This window comes from Tenacibaculum sp., assembly GCF_048269885.1.
Classification (GTDB): Bacteria; Bacteroidota; Bacteroidia; order Flavobacteriales; family Flavobacteriaceae; genus Polaribacter.
Map to the genome: position 1 here is coordinate 1 of NZ_JBLWTZ010000002.1, position 15,368 is coordinate 15,368.

Sequence of the window (15,368 nt, forward strand, 5' to 3'; positions counted from 1 at the left end):
CCGCAGGCTCCATGGTTTTACTTGTTTCTAAAATAATTGTATCAAACTGTTCTTGTCTTGCCCATTCTTCTAGCTCATTTAAAATACGTGTTGCTATATGTTTTCCTCTACATGCTGGTTTGACGTACATTCGTTTTACCTCTACTGTTTTGTCCTCAACTATTTTAAAGGCTCCACAACCTACAGGTATTGCTCCTATATAACCTACAATTACATAAGGTAATGCTTCTATGGCATTCAACTGTCTGAAAAACTCATCTTGACTTCCATTAACTCCAGAGAGGTAGGTATCTAGTTCTTGTACCAAACTAACAAAATTCTCATCTTTAGCATTGGTTCTCTCAAAGTTTAATTCGTTCTTCATTAACTATCTTGTAAACAATAATTCTCTGTACTTAGTTAAAGGCCATAAATTATCATCTACCATCAATTCTAGCTTGTCGCAGTGATAACGAATTTCATCAAAATAAGGTTTCACTTTGTTGCAGTAAGCATCTGCATTTTTTTGTCCTTCTAGCTTATTGGCTTTTTTACGCTCTTCAATCATATCTTCTATTTTAGAATTGATTTCAGCAATATGATTAGATATTTTTTGGATTAAATCGATTTGTTCGTTAGCGTATTTCTCAAAATTATTTCCAAAAATTTCTTTCAGTCCTCTTACATTTTCTATCAACGTATTTTGGTATTGAATAGCAATCGGTATCACATGATTTCTCGCAATGTCACCTAACACTCTACTTTCAATTTGTATTTTCTTTGAATATTCTTCTAACTCAATTTCATGACGTGCTTCTACCTCAACCTTATTCATCACGCCCATTTCTTCAAAAAGCGCTATTGCTTTTTTAGAAACTTTTGCTTTCAATGCTTCAGGAGTTGTTTTGTTATTTGACAAGCCTCTTTTCTTTGCCTCCTTTTCCCAAGCTTCTCCGTATCCATCTCCTTCAAATCGGATATTCTTTGATGCTTTAATATATTCTCTCAATACATTAAAAATAGCCTCGTCTTTTTTAAGCTTTTTTGTGTCAATTAACTTATCTACTTCCTCTTTAAACTCATTTAATTGTTTGGCAATAATCGTATTCAGTACAGTCATAGGACCTGCACAGTTAGACCATGAGCCTACCGCACGTAACTCAAACTTATTTCCTGTAAAAGCAAAAGGCGAAGTTCTGTTTCTATCCGTATTATCTAGTAGGATTTCAGGAATTTTACCTACTATGTTTAATTTTAAATCTGTTTTTTCTTCTGGTGATAATTTTCCTTTGGTAACGTTCTCTAATTCATCTAATACCGATGATAATTGTGTTCCAATAAAAACCGATATAATGGCTGGTGGTGCTTCATTAGCACCTAAACGATGATCGTTACTAGCACTTGCTATCGATGCTCTGATTAGTTCTTCGTAATCATGAACTGCTTTGATGGTATTCACAAAAAAGGTTAAGAATTGTAAGTTTTTCATCGGAGTTTTACCCGGACTTAATAAATTAACTCCTGTATTGGTCGCTAAACTCCAGTTATTATGTTTTCCTGAACCGTTGATTCCTGCAAATGGTTTTTCATGAAATAGTACTTTGAATTTATGACGTTGTGATACCTTTTCCATCACATCCATTAATAATGAATTGTGATCTACCGCTAAGTTTGCTTCTTCAAAAATTGGCGCTAACTCAAACTGATTTGGTGCTACTTCGTTATGTCGTGTTTTAACAGGTACTCCTAACAACATACATTCATGCTCTAAATCGCGCATAAAATTCAACACTCGTGTAGGTATCGATCCAAAATAATGATCGTCTAGCTGCTGCCCTTTTGCTGGAGCATGCCCTAACAATGCTCTTCCTGTCATCATAATATCAGGACGCGCTGCTGCCAATGCAATATCTATTAAAAAATACTCTTGCTCCCAACCTAAGGTTGCATTTACTTTACTCACATTCTTATCGAAATACTTACAAACTGCTGTGGCTGCTGTGTCAACTGCTTGCAATGCTCTTAACAACGGCGCTTTATTATCCAATGCTTCTCCCGTATAAGCTACAAAAACTGTGGGAATACATAAGGTAGTACCATAAATAAACGCGGGAGATGTGGGGTCCCAAGCAGTATACCCTCGAGCTTCAAAGGTATTTCGAATTCCTCCATTAGGAAAACTAGACGCATCTGGTTCTTGTTGTACTAATTGACCTCCGTCAAACTTCTCCATTGCCCCTCCTCCATCAACTGTTTCAAAAAAGGCATCGTGCTTTTCTGCCGTAGCTCCTGTTAAAGGCTGAAACCAGTGGGTATAATGAGTGGCTCCTTTAGACAATGCCCAATCTTTCATACTCACTGCAATCTGATCAGCAGTTTTTCTATCAATCTTGGTTCCAAACTCAATAGCATCCATTACACTCTGGTATGCTTCTTTAGTCATGTATTGACGCATTGCTTGCTCGTTAAAAACATTTTTACCAAACAATTCTGAACGACGTTCATTTTCTTCTACTACAACGGCTTCTCTATGCAAAACCTCTTGTAACGCACTGAATCTTAAAGTTGACATATAATAAAGTATTAAATTAGACACTCAAAAATACATTTTTAATTTATACACCCCTAAAAAAACAGGGGTAAAATTAATTTAAAGTTAATTTAAAACAAAAATACCCTTAAAAATTTTGACCTTTAATAAAAAATACTCAATTTTGCCTTGTAATTAACTCGATAACAACACAAAAACAAAAATCATGAGTAAATCAAAATTAGAATACATTTGGTTAGATGGTCATGAACCAACTCAAAACATGCGTAGTAAGACTAAAGTTGAAGAAAACTTTAGTGGTAAATTAGAAGATTGCGCTATGTGGTCTTTTGACGGAAGTTCTACAGAACAAGCTTCTGGTGGTGCTTCTGACTGCTTACTAAAGCCTGTTGCTATTTATCCTGATCCTACAAGAAAAAATGGATTCTTAGTTATGTCTGAAGTTTTAAATGCTGACGGCACTCCACATGCGTCTAATGCACGTGCTAAAATTGACGACAACGATAATGATTTTTGGTTTGGTTTTGAGCAAGAGTACTTCTTAATGGACACTAAAACAGATTTACCTTTAGGTTTTCCACGTGGTGGATTTCCTGGACCTCAAGGAAAATACTACTGTTCTGTAGGAGGAAGATATACTTGGGGAAGAGATTTCGTGGAGGAGCATGCCGATTTATGTATTGAAGCTGGTTTAAATTTTGAAGGAATTAATCAAGAGGTTGCTCCGGGGCAATGGGAATTTCAATTATTTGCGAAAGGAGCTAAAAAAGCAGGTGATGAAATTTGGGTTGCTCGTTATTTATTAGATCGTTTAACTGAAAAATACGGGTACTATATTGAATACCATCCAAAACCAATTAAAGGAGACTGGAATGGTTCTGGTATGCATGCAAACTTCTCTAACACTACGTTAAGAACTTGCGGTTCTCAAGAAACTTACGAAAAAATTTGCGAGGCTTTCAGACCTGTTACTGAAGAACATATTGATGTATATGGAGCGAATAATGATGAACGTTTAACAGGGCTACATGAAACTGCTCACGTATCTGACTTTAGCTATGGAATTTCTGATAGAGGCGCTTCAATCCGTATCCCTATTATTACTGTAGAAAAAGGATGGAAAGGTTGGTTAGAAGACAGAAGACCTGCTTCAAATGCTGATCCTTACAAAGTAGCTGGAAGAATTATAGAAACCGTAAAAGGTGCCAACATATAATTAACACACAACAACACAACTAAAAAAGCCGCAAATTTGCGGCTTTTTTTATACTTTAAATTTTCTCTCTCACTTAAGAGATGGTTAAATACACAAAAGTAATATAGGCAATTAACAACAATACTCCATCTCTCCACCCTAAACGCAATCCTTTTGGGATAAACACTAAAGGTAATATGGCAAACGAAACTCCTAGCATCCAATAAATATCATTATTAATCAAACTATAGGCGTCTGGTTTTACCTCAACAGGTGTAATCATTGCAGTTATTCCTAAAACGGCTAAAATATTAAACACATTAGAACCTACTAAGTTCCCTAATGAAATAGCTTTTTCTTTCTTTAACACAGCAATAATTGATGCAGCCAATTCTGGAACACTCGTCCCTACCGAAACTACCGTTACTCCAATTATAGCATCACTTACTCCTAAGTTTTTTGCTAAAGTTACAGAACCATTAATTAACAATTCTGAACCGCCCCATAAACCAACTCCACCAACAGCTAAAAACAATACTATTTTATACAATGGCAACTCTTCATCATCTTCAGGCATTTCATCAACAACAGCTTGTTTTTGAAAACGTAACAAATAAATTAAAAACACTATCAACATTCCAAATAAGATAGCTCCTTCATAAAACTGAATGGTTTTATCATTCACTATAAAAAAATACAGTAGTACTGAAGCAATCATCATTACCGGCCAATCAGTCTTATAAAAACTTTTTTCTACATCAATTGACGATAGTATCACTGTAATTCCCAACACCAATCCTAAGTTCGCAATATTAGACCCTATAACATTTCCTACAGCAAGCCCTGTAGCTCCATCTAACGCCGATTTTATACTAACTATTAATTCGGGAGCTGATGTGGCAAACGATACCACTGTCATACCTATTACTATTTTTGGTATATGTAGTTTAAGTGACAAACCAACCGCCGCTTTTAACAGCCAATTTCCTCCTAATACTAATAATAGTAACCCAATAATAATATATACAATGCTCATAAAATATTTTTGAGGCGAAGATACTCTTTTGTTACGAAGTTTTGAAACAGATACAACTAAGGAAACACTCCTTTTAAAACGGCTCTTTTTTTCCTCTAACAAACTTAAAAAAAAATCAAAAGGCCCAAATTCTTCTTTTTAAAAGACATCTTTCCCTTTACTTCTCAAATCCACTTCTAAAAACACCTTTAAAACCTTACAGAAACAAACAATAAACAGCAATTAAGATTACATTTCAAAATATAAACATAGAAAACTATGTTATATATTAAAACTAAATTGGTTTATTTACATATACATACGAACTCAATTTAATTAAATACGATTCAAAAGTTTGGTAGTAATATTTCCTTTCTCATATATTGAAAAAACAATTCCGGAATTTATCATTATTTACTAACTAAAACACACGAACCTAACATGATTACACTGGCTTTCAAACTAATTGCTTTTGCGTTAAAAATCGCAACCATCATTTTATAAATTATTTATTAATCAACAATTCAAACATTACTTATATGCTAACATTTATCGGAATTTTATTAATTATTACTGGAGTTATCTCTATTATTTTAAAATCGATTATCAAAAACAATAAAATTATTAACTGGTTTACAACTCAAAGAAGTTTACAATTTTTATTTATCGGGGTTATTATGAGCATAATAACAGGCATATTTTTCTATGCCGAACCTGGTACCGCTTATGCAGTACAATACCCTTGGGGCGGACAAAAAGCAGTATTTCAACAAGGTATTAAAACTAAAATGTGGGGAAGGTTAATCCCTATTCAGTTCGAGATCCCTATAAAGTATGTAATTCCCAATGAAGAAGGAAGATTGGGTGATCAAAGTAAATATGCTTATGTTGACAAAGCTCGTCAGTGGGAATTTAATGATGCCGTAAAAGGTCAAATTGCCACCTCTATCGTTATCAGCATCAACACAAGTGATCGAGATCAATTTTTATCGGTTGCGGATAGGAATAAAACAGAAAAAAACCTAATTCGCTCTCGTATCATCCCCAACATTGATCAATCAATTAAAAATACCTGCAAGTTAATGGCCGCACAAGATTATATCTCAGGACAAGCAGCCGACTTTGATCGTTATTTTCAAGATCAGCTAGAAAACGGGATGTATGTTTTAGAAGAGTATGTAGACAACCAAAAGCCAGATATTATTGGCGACAGCACTGTGGTAAGAACAGTACCTAACAAAGAATCTCGTCAAAAAAGATTCAGAATTAAAATGAATGAGGGGCAGCCTGTTCGTGTTAAAGGAAACTCATTAAAATCATACGGTTTAACCGTAGTACAAGCTGTAGTTAATGAAATTGATTGGGAAGAAACTTTTGACAACCGTTTACAGTTACAAAAAGAAGAAGTAGCACAAACTCAATTAGAAAAACAACAAGCGGAACGCGAATTTTATCGTGCTCAAAAAGAAAAAGCAAAAGGTGAAGCAGAAAAAGCAAAAGAACGTGCCCGATTAGAAAAAGCACAAATACAACAAACAATTGCTGCTGAAACAGAAGCTAAAGTTGCGGAGTTTAATTTAATCAAAGAGAAAAAACAATATGAAGTTGAGCAATATAAAGCTAAAAGTAAAAAAGTTGCTGCTGATGCTCAATACTATGAAAATGCAAAATTAGTAAGCGCTGGTTTAACTCCACAAGAGAGAGCTGAATGGGATTACAAAACAGCAGTTGGAGTAGCACAACAAATTAAGGACCTACATCTACCAGCTACTTACATCGAAGGAAACAAAAGTGGAAATAGTGGGAACTTGCTAGAATCATTAATTGGCGCTGAGCTTGCCAAAAAAATGATGGAAAAGAAAAAGTAAAAACACCTTATCAGAAAGTAAGTTAAACTTACTTTCTGATTTACACTAAATTATTTTTCGTTATTTTTGATAATAGAATCAACAACTAATGAAAAAAAGTTTTTTTACGTTTTTAGCTAAGCTAAACAAGGCTCTTTTACCTTCTTTTACTAAAAAAGAATTGGATATATCGAAAGCATCAAAATTTCAATTGGCTATTATTGGATGGCGTGCTTATGTTACCATAAATTCGTTGGATTAAAAATTTACCATTATGAACAAGCATATTAAAGTTTTCTCGGGATCTCAAATCTTCGTAAACAGACTAAGTCAACTACTTGATGAAATTGAAGTCCCGCATTTAGTTAAAGACAATAAAGAGGCTGGAAGAGTTGCTGGTTTTGGAACCTTAGGTAATTCTATTGACGTATTTATCTATGAATCAGACCTTGAAAAAGCCCAACAGACTATTAACAATTTTAAACAAGAAATAGAAGCTGACAAATAATTTAAAAAGCTTGAAAAAAAATTATTTTTTTGCTTTACATTTTAAAAAACATTCTTATATTTGCACCCGCAAAAAGGCCTCGTAGCATAACTGAATAGTGCACTTGATTACGGCTCAAGAGGTTGCAGGTTTGAATCCTGCCGAGGTCACAAAAAAAACCCTGTTAGATTTCTAACAGGGTTTTATTTTTACAATACATTTATGTGTTAACTTTCTAATATTGTTTTGTCTTTTATACTCAACTCATTCTCCAATACTTCAATACTTCAATATTAAATTCATAAGATTCTACTAACTCAATAATCGAAATAAAGTTAATTTTTGTGCCTACTACTTCAATTCGTAGAATATTATCACAGTCTTCCAAATCAAAATTAATTAGGTAATCTGGAAACTTCTTTCGAAGTTCTTTTAACAAAAACACTTCTTCTTCCATTAATGTTACCGATGTTTTAAAGACTTCTACCATTAAAAAGATATTAAGTTTAACTATACTGTTCGTTATAATTAATCATCCAATGGACACCAAATTTATCGACAAAACTCCCATAATAATCTCCCCAAAACTGATCTTCCATAGGCATTTCAATTTTTCCACCTACTGATAAGCCATTAAACAAACGATCTGCTTCTTCACGACTTTCAGGGTGTAGCGAAATATAATTATTGTTTCCTTTGTTAAGCTTATGCCCCATAGAAGGAACTGTATCAGATGCCATTAAAATAGTATCTTTTGATAATGGTAACGAAATATGCATTGTTCGTTCTTTTTCTTCTTTCGCTAACTTTTCTACATCAGGGGCATCACTCATTTTCATATTTGCGATAAATTCACCACCAAATACAGATTTGTAAAAATTGAATGCTTGCTCTGCATCTCCATCAAAATTTAAATAAGGATTTACTTTCATTTTTCTTGTTTTTAAGATTATGTTTATTCTAATTTTTCTTTCTACTAATTCTTTTATCTTTTCCATTGCTTTAGGCCACATATCTAAAAAGAAGCTTTATACGTTCAGTACATCCTCTAACCCTAGGCTTGCCCATGTTTTCATTGTTTTATACTTCAAACATTCTGTAGTTAACGATGACCTTAACAAGGCTATAGTTTCAATACTATATTCGTTTAAAACTTCTCTCGAACCACCATAATCTACTGATTATCAAAAATAAAAACACAAAACCATACCTCAAAGGCATGTTCCCGACAATACCACGGGTTGATTGCGACAAATGCTTCTCTTATATTTGAAATGGTTTAACCTATTGAAAAACAACTCATGAAACACATTTCTATTCTTGTACCTGAAGGCGACTCTAGTTTGAGTAATTTAGAAGCTACTTATAAAATGTTTACTATGGCTAACAATACCTTATTAAAAGCTGGTAAACAACCCATCTTTACAACGCATCTTGTTGGCACACATAAAAAAGCTAGGTTAAGCAACGGACTATTTAGCATTATTCCTAACACAACAATTGCTGATGTACAAAAAACGGATTTGATTATTATTCCTGCCATTCATGGAGATTATGCTCAAGTAATTTCAAAGAATAGTGCTTTTATTCCTTGGATAAAGGAGCAGTATGCTAATGGTGCTGAAATAGCTAGCCTTTGTATAGGTGCTTTTTTATTAGCTAGTACAGGGCTACTTAACGGTAAGGATTGTGCTACGCATTGGTTGGCTGCTGATGAATTTAGAAAAATGTTTCCTGACGTGAATCTTGTTGATGATAGAATTATTACTGATGAAAATGGGGTATATACAAGTGGTGGTGCCTATTCTTCTTTAAATTTAAACCTTTATTTGGTAGAAAAATTTGCTGGTCGTGACATGGCTGTGCTTTCTTCTAAAATTTTTGAAATAGATATTAGTCGTAATAGCCAATCTCCTTTCATTATTTTTAAAGGACAGAAATCTCATAATGATAAAGAGATTTTAAAAATTCAAGAACATATTGAACAAAATTATCAGCAAAAAATAACTGTTGATGAGCTTTCTGAAAAAATTGCTGTAAGTCGTAGAACTTTTGAAAGACGCTTTAAAAAAGCAACTTCCAATACCGTTATAGAATATGTACAACGTGTTAAAATTGAAGCTGCTAAAAAAGAATTTGAGAGAGGAAATAAAACGGTTAGTGAAATTATGTATGAAGTTGGTTATAATGACGCTAAGGGATTTAGAAAAGTTTTTAAAAAGGTCACCAATATGACTCCTTCTGAATACGCTAACAAATATCGTAAAACTGTTTATGTTTAAATTTTAACTAATCTTTTTCCTAGCTCTCTACACCTCTTATCGTTTCTTAAACAGGCTTAAGTTTTAACTTTACACGGAATAATACCTTTGGTTTATCAAATTAAAAATTATGAAACAAAGACTAAACATTCAAGAATTAGAGCCTAATGCTTACAATGCAATCTTAGAAATTTACAAATACCTTGAAACAACAACGCTTTCAAAAAAGAGTAAGAACCTTATAAAAATAAGAGCTTCACAAATTAACACTTGTGCTTATTGCATAGAAATGCACACAACGGAGGCTTTAAAAAACGGAGAAGGACAAAACAGAATTTTTGCATTGAGTGCTTGGAAAGAATCCCCTTTATTTTCTAAAGAGGAAAAAGCTTTATTAGCTGCTACTGATGAAATAACACTAATAAGCAATAAAGGACTAACAGAGAAAACCTTCCAAAAGCTTAAAAATTACTTTAGCGATAATGAAATAGCACAAATTATTATACAAATAGGAGAAATTAATATTTGGAATCGTATTGCCGTGTCTACACAAATGTTTCACGCTACCGCTAAGGTTTCGTAATATGTAATAATATGATTTATCTAGTTTTCATCTAAGTTTCTATAAAGCTACTTAAATTTAGGTAGCTTTATTACCTTTCATTATGTCCTTTGCCTTCTATCATTTTGGGTATCGATTTTTCTATTCTCGATAAACGTGTTTTCGATTGTTTTGCTTGAGAAAAATACAACAAGTAACTTCTCTGCCTCCCTGGGGTTAAAGCTTCAAAAGCTTTTTTTACATCTGAATTTTCTTCCAACACTTCTTTAAATTCACTTACCATTTCAAATTCTGAAGTTTTCTTAGTCTCCACCTTTAAACCTGCTTTTTCAACTGCTATCGCTTCAAAAACATATCTTTTAATAGTTGACGTCAAACCCACAACCTCTTCTGGTTTTGTAAATCTAATTTGACGAGCTGATTGTACATTTTTTGTCTGTTGAATTAAAATTCCGTCAGTATCTTTTAACAGAGCTCCTTTATAAAAAAGCAATGCACAATAATCTTTAAAACCATGAATTAATACAATATTTTTTCCTTGAAAAGTATAACAAGGGTGCTTCCATTTAAAATCTTCTTCAAGACCACAATCCAAACAAATGCGTCGTAAGAGCTTTGTTTCTTCCTGCCAATTTTTTATGTTCTCTATATACGTATCTACTTTTTCCATCGCAACTTTATTTGTATTCACTTTTAATATACTACGCCAATAAAAAGCCTTAGCTAAAATTATTGTTTTTTTTTGAAAGCATGGTTAAAACAAGAAAAAAAGTGTAACGATTTTAAAATTTCGTTACACTTTTTTCTAATTAGTGATTAGACGTTTCGTCTGCTTTTACATCCCCTTGTAAGCTCATTTCCATATTGTGATCGTACTGACAACAACCTGGTAAATTTTCGTACGCCCCTTCGTTTCCAGCAACTTTATCGGTATCGTAACCCGATGCTGCAATTGCATTATGAATAGCATCTAAATTAGTCTTAGAATCATCAAACGACACATCGATTTGCTTTCGTACCTTATCCCAATCAGCTGATGCTACTCCATCAACACCGTTTACTGCCTTTTCAATGGTGTTTTTACACATTCCACAATTACCTCTTACTCCAAAAGTTGCTTCAGTCATTGCTACTTCTTTAGTAGTAGTTTGCTCTGTTTGCGCTTCTTTTGTTTCTGTTTCTTTTTTAGCTTCGTTTTTACAACTTACTAAACCAATAGCAGCTAACATAGCTACTCCTAAGATTACTTTTTTCATTTTGAATTGATATTTAATTATTAATAATTGTTTCTTTTACCTCACCACATTTTAGCATCATATCGCCAAAATACGGGTTTAACACTTGTTTTTCTTTACTTAACCAATAAGCTCCTTTATCACTATCTGCCATAGGGCAGTATTGTTTATAGCTAACCTCATTTATCCCAAAAGATTGAACTGCCATAATAAAATGCTCTGATAATACTTTAAAGTGCTTTCGTTGTACATCTACATTTGTGGTTTTTGCAATTTCTGCATTACTTGACTTTAGTGTAGGAACTAATTGCATCCACTGTTTATGAGCTTCTTCATTCGTTAACAACTCCATGTCAACTAATGTTAAATCTTTTTGTAGGTTGCCTGCACTTGCTTTGGCCGCATCAGCATCCGTTTTTACCAAAGCATCTTTTAAGTCTATATACCCGTCATAAGCTTTTTGCAATTGTTCCTTAAAAGCTTCAGGAGTACTGAAAGATTCCATAATTTCTTTTGTATGATTCATCATTGACTTCTTCCCTTGTAATTGCGCTGAAGCATCTATGGTAAATACTCCATTCGTAACAATTTCTTCTCCTGATTTCAAGCCTTTCTCTACTAAATAGTTCTCTCCTACTCTTCTTCCTAACACGACTTCTCGCATTTCAAAAACGGGTTTACTTGCGTCAGGTTTTACATATACAACTGAACGTTTTCCGGTCCATAAAACTGCCGTAACTGGAATACTCAATTGCTGTTCTGTTTGTTTTTCTGTAGCTTCCACTTTTCCTGTAACAAACATAGCTGGTTTAAACTTTCCTTTGCTATTATTTAGAACTGCGCGCATAGTAACTGTACGAGTTTCTTGGTTTAATACAGGATCGATAAACGAAACTTTCGCTTTAAAAGTTTCGTTGGAATAGGCATTGGTTGTTATTGATATATCTTGACCTACTTTAAAATTACTGATTTGATTTTCATACACATCAAAATTTGCCCATACTGAGTTTAAATTGGCTATTTTTAATAATACTTGCCCCTGACTTACATAATCTCCTTGTTCAACTAGCTTCTCTGATACTGTACCAGAAACCGTAGCATATACAGGAAAGTTTTCTTTTACTTTTCCTGTTCTTTCAATTTGATTGATTTGATTTTCAGACAGCTTCCATAATTTCAGTTTATTTCTAACTGCTTTATACAATGCTGACTGATTTTCTTTTACTGACGCTGCTGTTAATAATTCTTGTTGTGCTTTTACCAGCTCAGGAGAATATACAGTTGCTAACAACTGCCCTTTTCTTATTTTTTCTCCTGTAAAGTTCACGTTTAAACGTTCTATTCTTCCTGCAAAATAACTTACTTGTACTGCATTTGATTTTTCGTTTTCTGCTATTTTTCCTGATAGTGTAATTGTATTATCTGTACTTATAGCATTACCAATCACAGTTGTCTGTACATTTGCTAATGCCAACGCATTTTTAGTTAATTTAAACTGATTTACTGCCAACCCTTCTGCTCCAGCTTCCGCAGGAATTAAATCCATTCCGCAAATAGGACAGTCTCCTGGTTCTGGTTGCATAATTTGCGGATGCATAGAGCATGTCCACATTTGATTGGTTTTTGAAACCTCTTTGTGATTGTGGCTTGATTCTTCATTAGAACTACCACCAAATAGCAACCAACCCAACAATAGACCAACAGCTAATATTCCTAAATAGATAAGATATTTTTTCATTTTACTAAATTTTTATTCTTCTTAATCGTAATGCATTTGCAATAACAGACACCGAACTAAAACTCATAGCCAAAGCTGCAATCATTGGTGATAATAATATTCCAAAGAATGGAAATAACACACCTGCTGCAATAGGTACTCCTAACGTATTATAAACTAATGCGAAGAATAGATTTTGTTTAATATTCCTCATTACAGCATTACTTAAATAACGAGCTTTTACTATACCGTGTAAATCACCTTTCACTAAGGTTATCATAGCACTTTCAATAGCTACATCTGTTCCTGTACCCATTGCTATACCTACATCACTTTTTGCCAATGCAGGTGCATCGTTAATACCATCGCCTGCCATTGCCACCACTTTACCTTTGTTTTGAAGTTTCTCAACTTCTTTTAATTTGTCTTCGGGTAACATACTCGCTTTAAAGTCTGCCAGATTTAATTCAGATGCTACCGCTTGTGCTGTATCCTGATTATCTCCAGTAAGCATTACCACATCTATACCTTTACTTTGCAGTTCTTTTATAGCTTTTGCACTAGTATCTTTAATTTTATCTCCTATAACTACATAACCCACCACTTTTTTATCAATAGCTAAATAAGAGACTGTTTTCCCTTGCTTTTGATAAGTTTTAGCTTCACCTTTCATTTTAGAAGTTATTTCAGCATTTACATATTCCATCATTTTTGGATTACCTAAAGCTATTTTTTTACTATCAATTACAGCTTCTACACCTTTTCCTGCAACTGCACTAAAATTGGTAGATTTTAAAATTTCAGCATTAAGTTCTTTACCATATTTTACTGTTGCTTCTGCCAATGGGTGTTCACTATTTGTATTTAAGGAAACTATAAAATTTAACACCTCATTTTCTCTGAAACCATTTTCAAATGCGCCTACTTTTTCAACTGTTGGTTTGCCTTCCGTAATTGTTCCTGTTTTATCCACTATAAGGGTATTTACCTTATTCATTTTTTCTAATGCTTCTGCATTTTTAATAAGCACACCATTTTGAGCACCTTTACCTACACCGACCATAACTGACATTGGTGTGGCCAAACCTAACGCACAAGGACAGGCAATAATTAATACTGCAATAGCATTAACCAATGCATAAACATAAGCTGGTTCTGGTCCCCAGATAACCCAAACAATAAAAGTGATAACAGAAATAATAACTACCACAGGTACAAAGTAACCCGATACTTTATCTGCAAGATTTTGAATAGGTGCTCGACTTCTACTGGCATCATTTACCATATGAATAATTTGTGATAAAAGTGTATCGCTACCTACTTTTTCAGCTTTCATCAAAAAGGATTGGTTACCATTTATCGTACCACTACTGACTTTATCATCTTTAACCTTATTAATTGGAATAGGTTCACCTGTAATCATTGATTCATCAATACTGGTTTCTCCCTCTGTAATAATACCATCAACTGGGATTTTATCACCTGGTTTTACTTTAAGAATATCATTAAGTTCTATCTTATCAATACTCACTTCTACTTCTTCACCATCAACTATTTTCACAGCTTTATTAGGTGCTAATTTGAGTAATTCTTTTACTGCCGAATTGGTTTTACTATGCGCACGAGCTTCCAACAATTGACCTAAAAGCACTAATGTTAGAATAACTGTTGCTGCTTCAAAATACACGTGAACTGCTCCCGATTCGGTTTTAAATTCATTGGGGAACACATCAGGAAACACCATACCTACCACACTAAACAACCACGCTACCCCTGCACCTATACCAATAAGTGTGAACATATTGAGGTTCCATGTCTTGATACTTTTATATGCTCTTTCAAAAAACATCCAAGTTGCATGAAACACAACTGGAATGGATAAAACGAATTGTACCCAATTCCAATACTTCTGTTCCTTTATTTCATATAAAGGATTGTTATGTAGCATTTCGCTCATAGCTATTAAGAAGATAGGTAGTGTAAATGCTGTTGCTATCCAAAACTTTTTCAATAGTTTTTTATAGGTCTTTTCTTCAGCAGAAAGATCTGGTTGCATTGGTACTAAATCCATACCGCAAATAGGACAAGAACCTGCTTCGTCTTTTACAATTTCGGGATGCATTGGGCAAGTCCATTTTTGCGCTGTATTTGCACCTACTTTTTGCTCTTCAACCAAATCCATTCCACAAACAGGGCAATCTCCCGGTTTATCATAAGTTTTATCGCCTTCGCAATGCATTGGGCAATAAAATGTACCTGTACCATTTTTTGAGGTTTTATCCGTTTTAGGTTTTGAATGATGATCTCCTTGATGATGAATACTATATCTACCACCATCATCTTTCAAAACCTTTTGAAATGTTTCTAAAGGAATATGCTGTTCCATTTCTATTATAGCTTCGGCTTTTTCTAAATTAACCGATACCTTTGAAACATCTTGTGCTTTTGAAAGTGTTTCCTCTATGTGACTGCGACATCCATTGCAAGTCATTCCATGTATGTAATATGTATGTTTCATT

The 15,368-nt window shown here is 33.7% G+C and carries 15 protein-coding genes and 1 tRNA gene; 7 read left to right on the forward strand and 9 right to left on the reverse strand.

The genetic code is table 11. The annotated features are described in order from the left end of the window. Both ACN0WY_RS01305 and ACN0WY_RS01310 read right to left on the reverse strand, forming a co-directional pair. A partial coding sequence (locus ACN0WY_RS01305; RefSeq protein ID WP_417799303.1) for a GNAT family N-acetyltransferase occupies positions 1-364 on the reverse strand: 364 nt, incomplete at its 3' end. 3 nt (positions 365-367) lie between these two features. Then, positions 368-2,551, reverse strand: a complete 2,184-nt coding sequence (locus tag ACN0WY_RS01310) for a glutamine synthetase III (protein ID WP_330487372.1) — start codon at positions 2,549-2,551, stop codon at positions 368-370. Between the two features lie 184 nt (positions 2,552-2,735). Between ACN0WY_RS01310 and ACN0WY_RS01315 the strand changes: the two genes are divergently transcribed. Beyond that, the gene (locus tag ACN0WY_RS01315) at positions 2,736-3,746 is read left to right on the forward strand and encodes a glutamine synthetase beta-grasp domain-containing protein (protein ID WP_330487373.1); all 1,011 of its coding nucleotides are present in this window, start codon (positions 2,736-2,738) and stop codon (positions 3,744-3,746) included. A gap of 73 nt (positions 3,747-3,819) precedes the next feature. Here the strand turns inward: ACN0WY_RS01315 and ACN0WY_RS01320 are convergent, their stop codons facing one another. Beyond that, a complete protein-coding gene (locus tag ACN0WY_RS01320; protein WP_417799304.1) occupies positions 3,820-4,761 on the reverse strand; it encodes a calcium/sodium antiporter in 942 nt (313 codons plus the stop codon). 518 nt (positions 4,762-5,279) lie between these two features. Here ACN0WY_RS01320 and ACN0WY_RS01325 point away from each other — a divergent pair. The 4 genes from ACN0WY_RS01325 to ACN0WY_RS01340 all read left to right on the forward strand — a co-directional run bounded on the left by ACN0WY_RS01325 (position 5,280) and on the right by ACN0WY_RS01340 (position 7,244). After that, positions 5,280-6,608 (forward strand): cell envelope integrity protein TolA, encoded by a 1,329-nt coding sequence (locus ACN0WY_RS01325; RefSeq protein WP_417799305.1) that lies wholly within the window; start codon positions 5,280-5,282, stop codon positions 6,606-6,608. Positions 6,609-6,696: 88 nt separating this feature from the next. Next, positions 6,697-6,849, forward strand: a complete 153-nt coding sequence (locus tag ACN0WY_RS01330) for an SsrA-binding protein (protein WP_417799306.1) — start codon at positions 6,697-6,699, stop codon at positions 6,847-6,849. A gap of 12 nt (positions 6,850-6,861) precedes the next feature. Continuing rightward, a complete protein-coding gene (locus tag ACN0WY_RS01335; RefSeq protein WP_330487377.1) occupies positions 6,862-7,095 on the forward strand; it encodes a putative signal transducing protein in 234 nt (77 codons plus the stop codon). Between the two features lie 75 nt (positions 7,096-7,170). Continuing rightward, a tRNA-Arg gene (locus ACN0WY_RS01340) sits at positions 7,171-7,244 on the forward strand. Positions 7,245-7,333: 89 nt separating this feature from the next. Here ACN0WY_RS01340 and ACN0WY_RS01345 read toward each other — a convergent pair. After that, positions 7,334-7,564, reverse strand: a complete 231-nt coding sequence (locus ACN0WY_RS01345; protein WP_417799307.1) for a hypothetical protein — start codon at positions 7,562-7,564, stop codon at positions 7,334-7,336. A 16-nt stretch (positions 7,565-7,580) separates the two neighbouring features. Then, positions 7,581-8,006: a VOC family protein gene (locus tag ACN0WY_RS01350; RefSeq protein WP_417799477.1), complete on the reverse strand. Its 426-nt coding sequence runs from the start codon at positions 8,004-8,006 to the stop codon at positions 7,581-7,583. Between the two features lie 369 nt (positions 8,007-8,375). On the opposite strand from ACN0WY_RS01350, the gene ACN0WY_RS01355 reads away from it, so the two are divergent. Together ACN0WY_RS01355 and ACN0WY_RS01360 are read left to right on the forward strand one after the other, a co-directional pair. Continuing rightward, positions 8,376-9,356 carry a GlxA family transcriptional regulator gene (locus ACN0WY_RS01355; protein WP_417799308.1) on the forward strand — a complete coding sequence of 327 codons (981 nt, stop codon included), beginning with the start codon at positions 8,376-8,378 and terminating at the stop codon, positions 9,354-9,356. 109 nt (positions 9,357-9,465) lie between these two features. Beyond that, complete coding sequence (locus ACN0WY_RS01360) at positions 9,466-9,918, forward strand: carboxymuconolactone decarboxylase family protein (RefSeq protein ID WP_417799309.1); 453 nt, start codon at positions 9,466-9,468, stop codon at positions 9,916-9,918. A 70-nt stretch (positions 9,919-9,988) separates the two neighbouring features. Here ACN0WY_RS01360 and ACN0WY_RS01365 read toward each other — a convergent pair whose 3' ends face one another. The 4 genes from ACN0WY_RS01365 to ACN0WY_RS01380 all read right to left on the reverse strand — a co-directional run bounded on the left by ACN0WY_RS01365 (position 9,989) and on the right by ACN0WY_RS01380 (position 15,367). Then, on the reverse strand, positions 9,989-10,567 hold the full coding sequence (locus tag ACN0WY_RS01365) for a YdeI/OmpD-associated family protein (RefSeq protein WP_417799478.1): 579 nt from the start codon (positions 10,565-10,567) through the stop codon (positions 9,989-9,991). A gap of 139 nt (positions 10,568-10,706) precedes the next feature. After that, a complete protein-coding gene (locus tag ACN0WY_RS01370; RefSeq protein WP_417799310.1) occupies positions 10,707-11,153 on the reverse strand; it encodes a heavy-metal-associated domain-containing protein in 447 nt (148 codons plus the stop codon). A gap of 13 nt (positions 11,154-11,166) precedes the next feature. Then, a complete protein-coding gene (locus tag ACN0WY_RS01375) occupies positions 11,167-12,870 on the reverse strand; it encodes an efflux RND transporter periplasmic adaptor subunit (protein ID WP_417799311.1) in 1,704 nt (567 codons plus the stop codon). Between the two features lie 4 nt (positions 12,871-12,874). Beyond that, on the reverse strand, positions 12,875-15,367 hold the full coding sequence (locus tag ACN0WY_RS01380; protein WP_417799312.1) for a heavy metal translocating P-type ATPase: 2,493 nt from the start codon (positions 15,365-15,367) through the stop codon (positions 12,875-12,877). Position 15,368 lies beyond the last annotated feature (1 nt).

Coding starts and splice junctions, on each gene's coding strand:
- ACN0WY_RS01355 (WP_417799308.1), top strand. CDS start 8,376: ATGAAACACATTTCTATTCTTGTACCTGAAGGCGACTCTAGTTTGAGT.
- ACN0WY_RS01365 (WP_417799478.1), bottom strand. CDS start 10,567: ATGGAAAAAGTAGATACGTATATAGAGAACATAAAAAATTGGCAGGAA.
- ACN0WY_RS01310 (WP_330487372.1), bottom strand. CDS start 2,551: ATGTCAACTTTAAGATTCAGTGCGTTACAAGAGGTTTTGCATAGAGAA.
- ACN0WY_RS01345 (WP_417799307.1), bottom strand. CDS start 7,564: ATGGTAGAAGTCTTTAAAACATCGGTAACATTAATGGAAGAAGAAGTG.
- ACN0WY_RS01375 (WP_417799311.1), bottom strand. CDS start 12,870: ATGAAAAAATATCTTATCTATTTAGGAATATTAGCTGTTGGTCTATTG.
- ACN0WY_RS01380 (WP_417799312.1), bottom strand. CDS start 15,367: ATGAAACATACATATTACATACATGGAATGACTTGCAATGGATGTCGC.
- ACN0WY_RS01360 (WP_417799309.1), top strand. CDS start 9,466: ATGAAACAAAGACTAAACATTCAAGAATTAGAGCCTAATGCTTACAAT.
- ACN0WY_RS01325 (WP_417799305.1), top strand. CDS start 5,280: ATGCTAACATTTATCGGAATTTTATTAATTATTACTGGAGTTATCTCT.
- ACN0WY_RS01330 (WP_417799306.1), top strand. CDS start 6,697: ATGAAAAAAAGTTTTTTTACGTTTTTAGCTAAGCTAAACAAGGCTCTT.
- ACN0WY_RS01335 (WP_330487377.1), top strand. CDS start 6,862: ATGAACAAGCATATTAAAGTTTTCTCGGGATCTCAAATCTTCGTAAAC.
- ACN0WY_RS01350 (WP_417799477.1), bottom strand. CDS start 8,006: ATGAAAGTAAATCCTTATTTAAATTTTGATGGAGATGCAGAGCAAGCA.
- ACN0WY_RS01320 (WP_417799304.1), bottom strand. CDS start 4,761: ATGAGCATTGTATATATTATTATTGGGTTACTATTATTAGTATTAGGA.
- ACN0WY_RS01315 (WP_330487373.1), top strand. CDS start 2,736: ATGAGTAAATCAAAATTAGAATACATTTGGTTAGATGGTCATGAACCA.
- ACN0WY_RS01370 (WP_417799310.1), bottom strand. CDS start 11,153: ATGAAAAAAGTAATCTTAGGAGTAGCTATGTTAGCTGCTATTGGTTTA.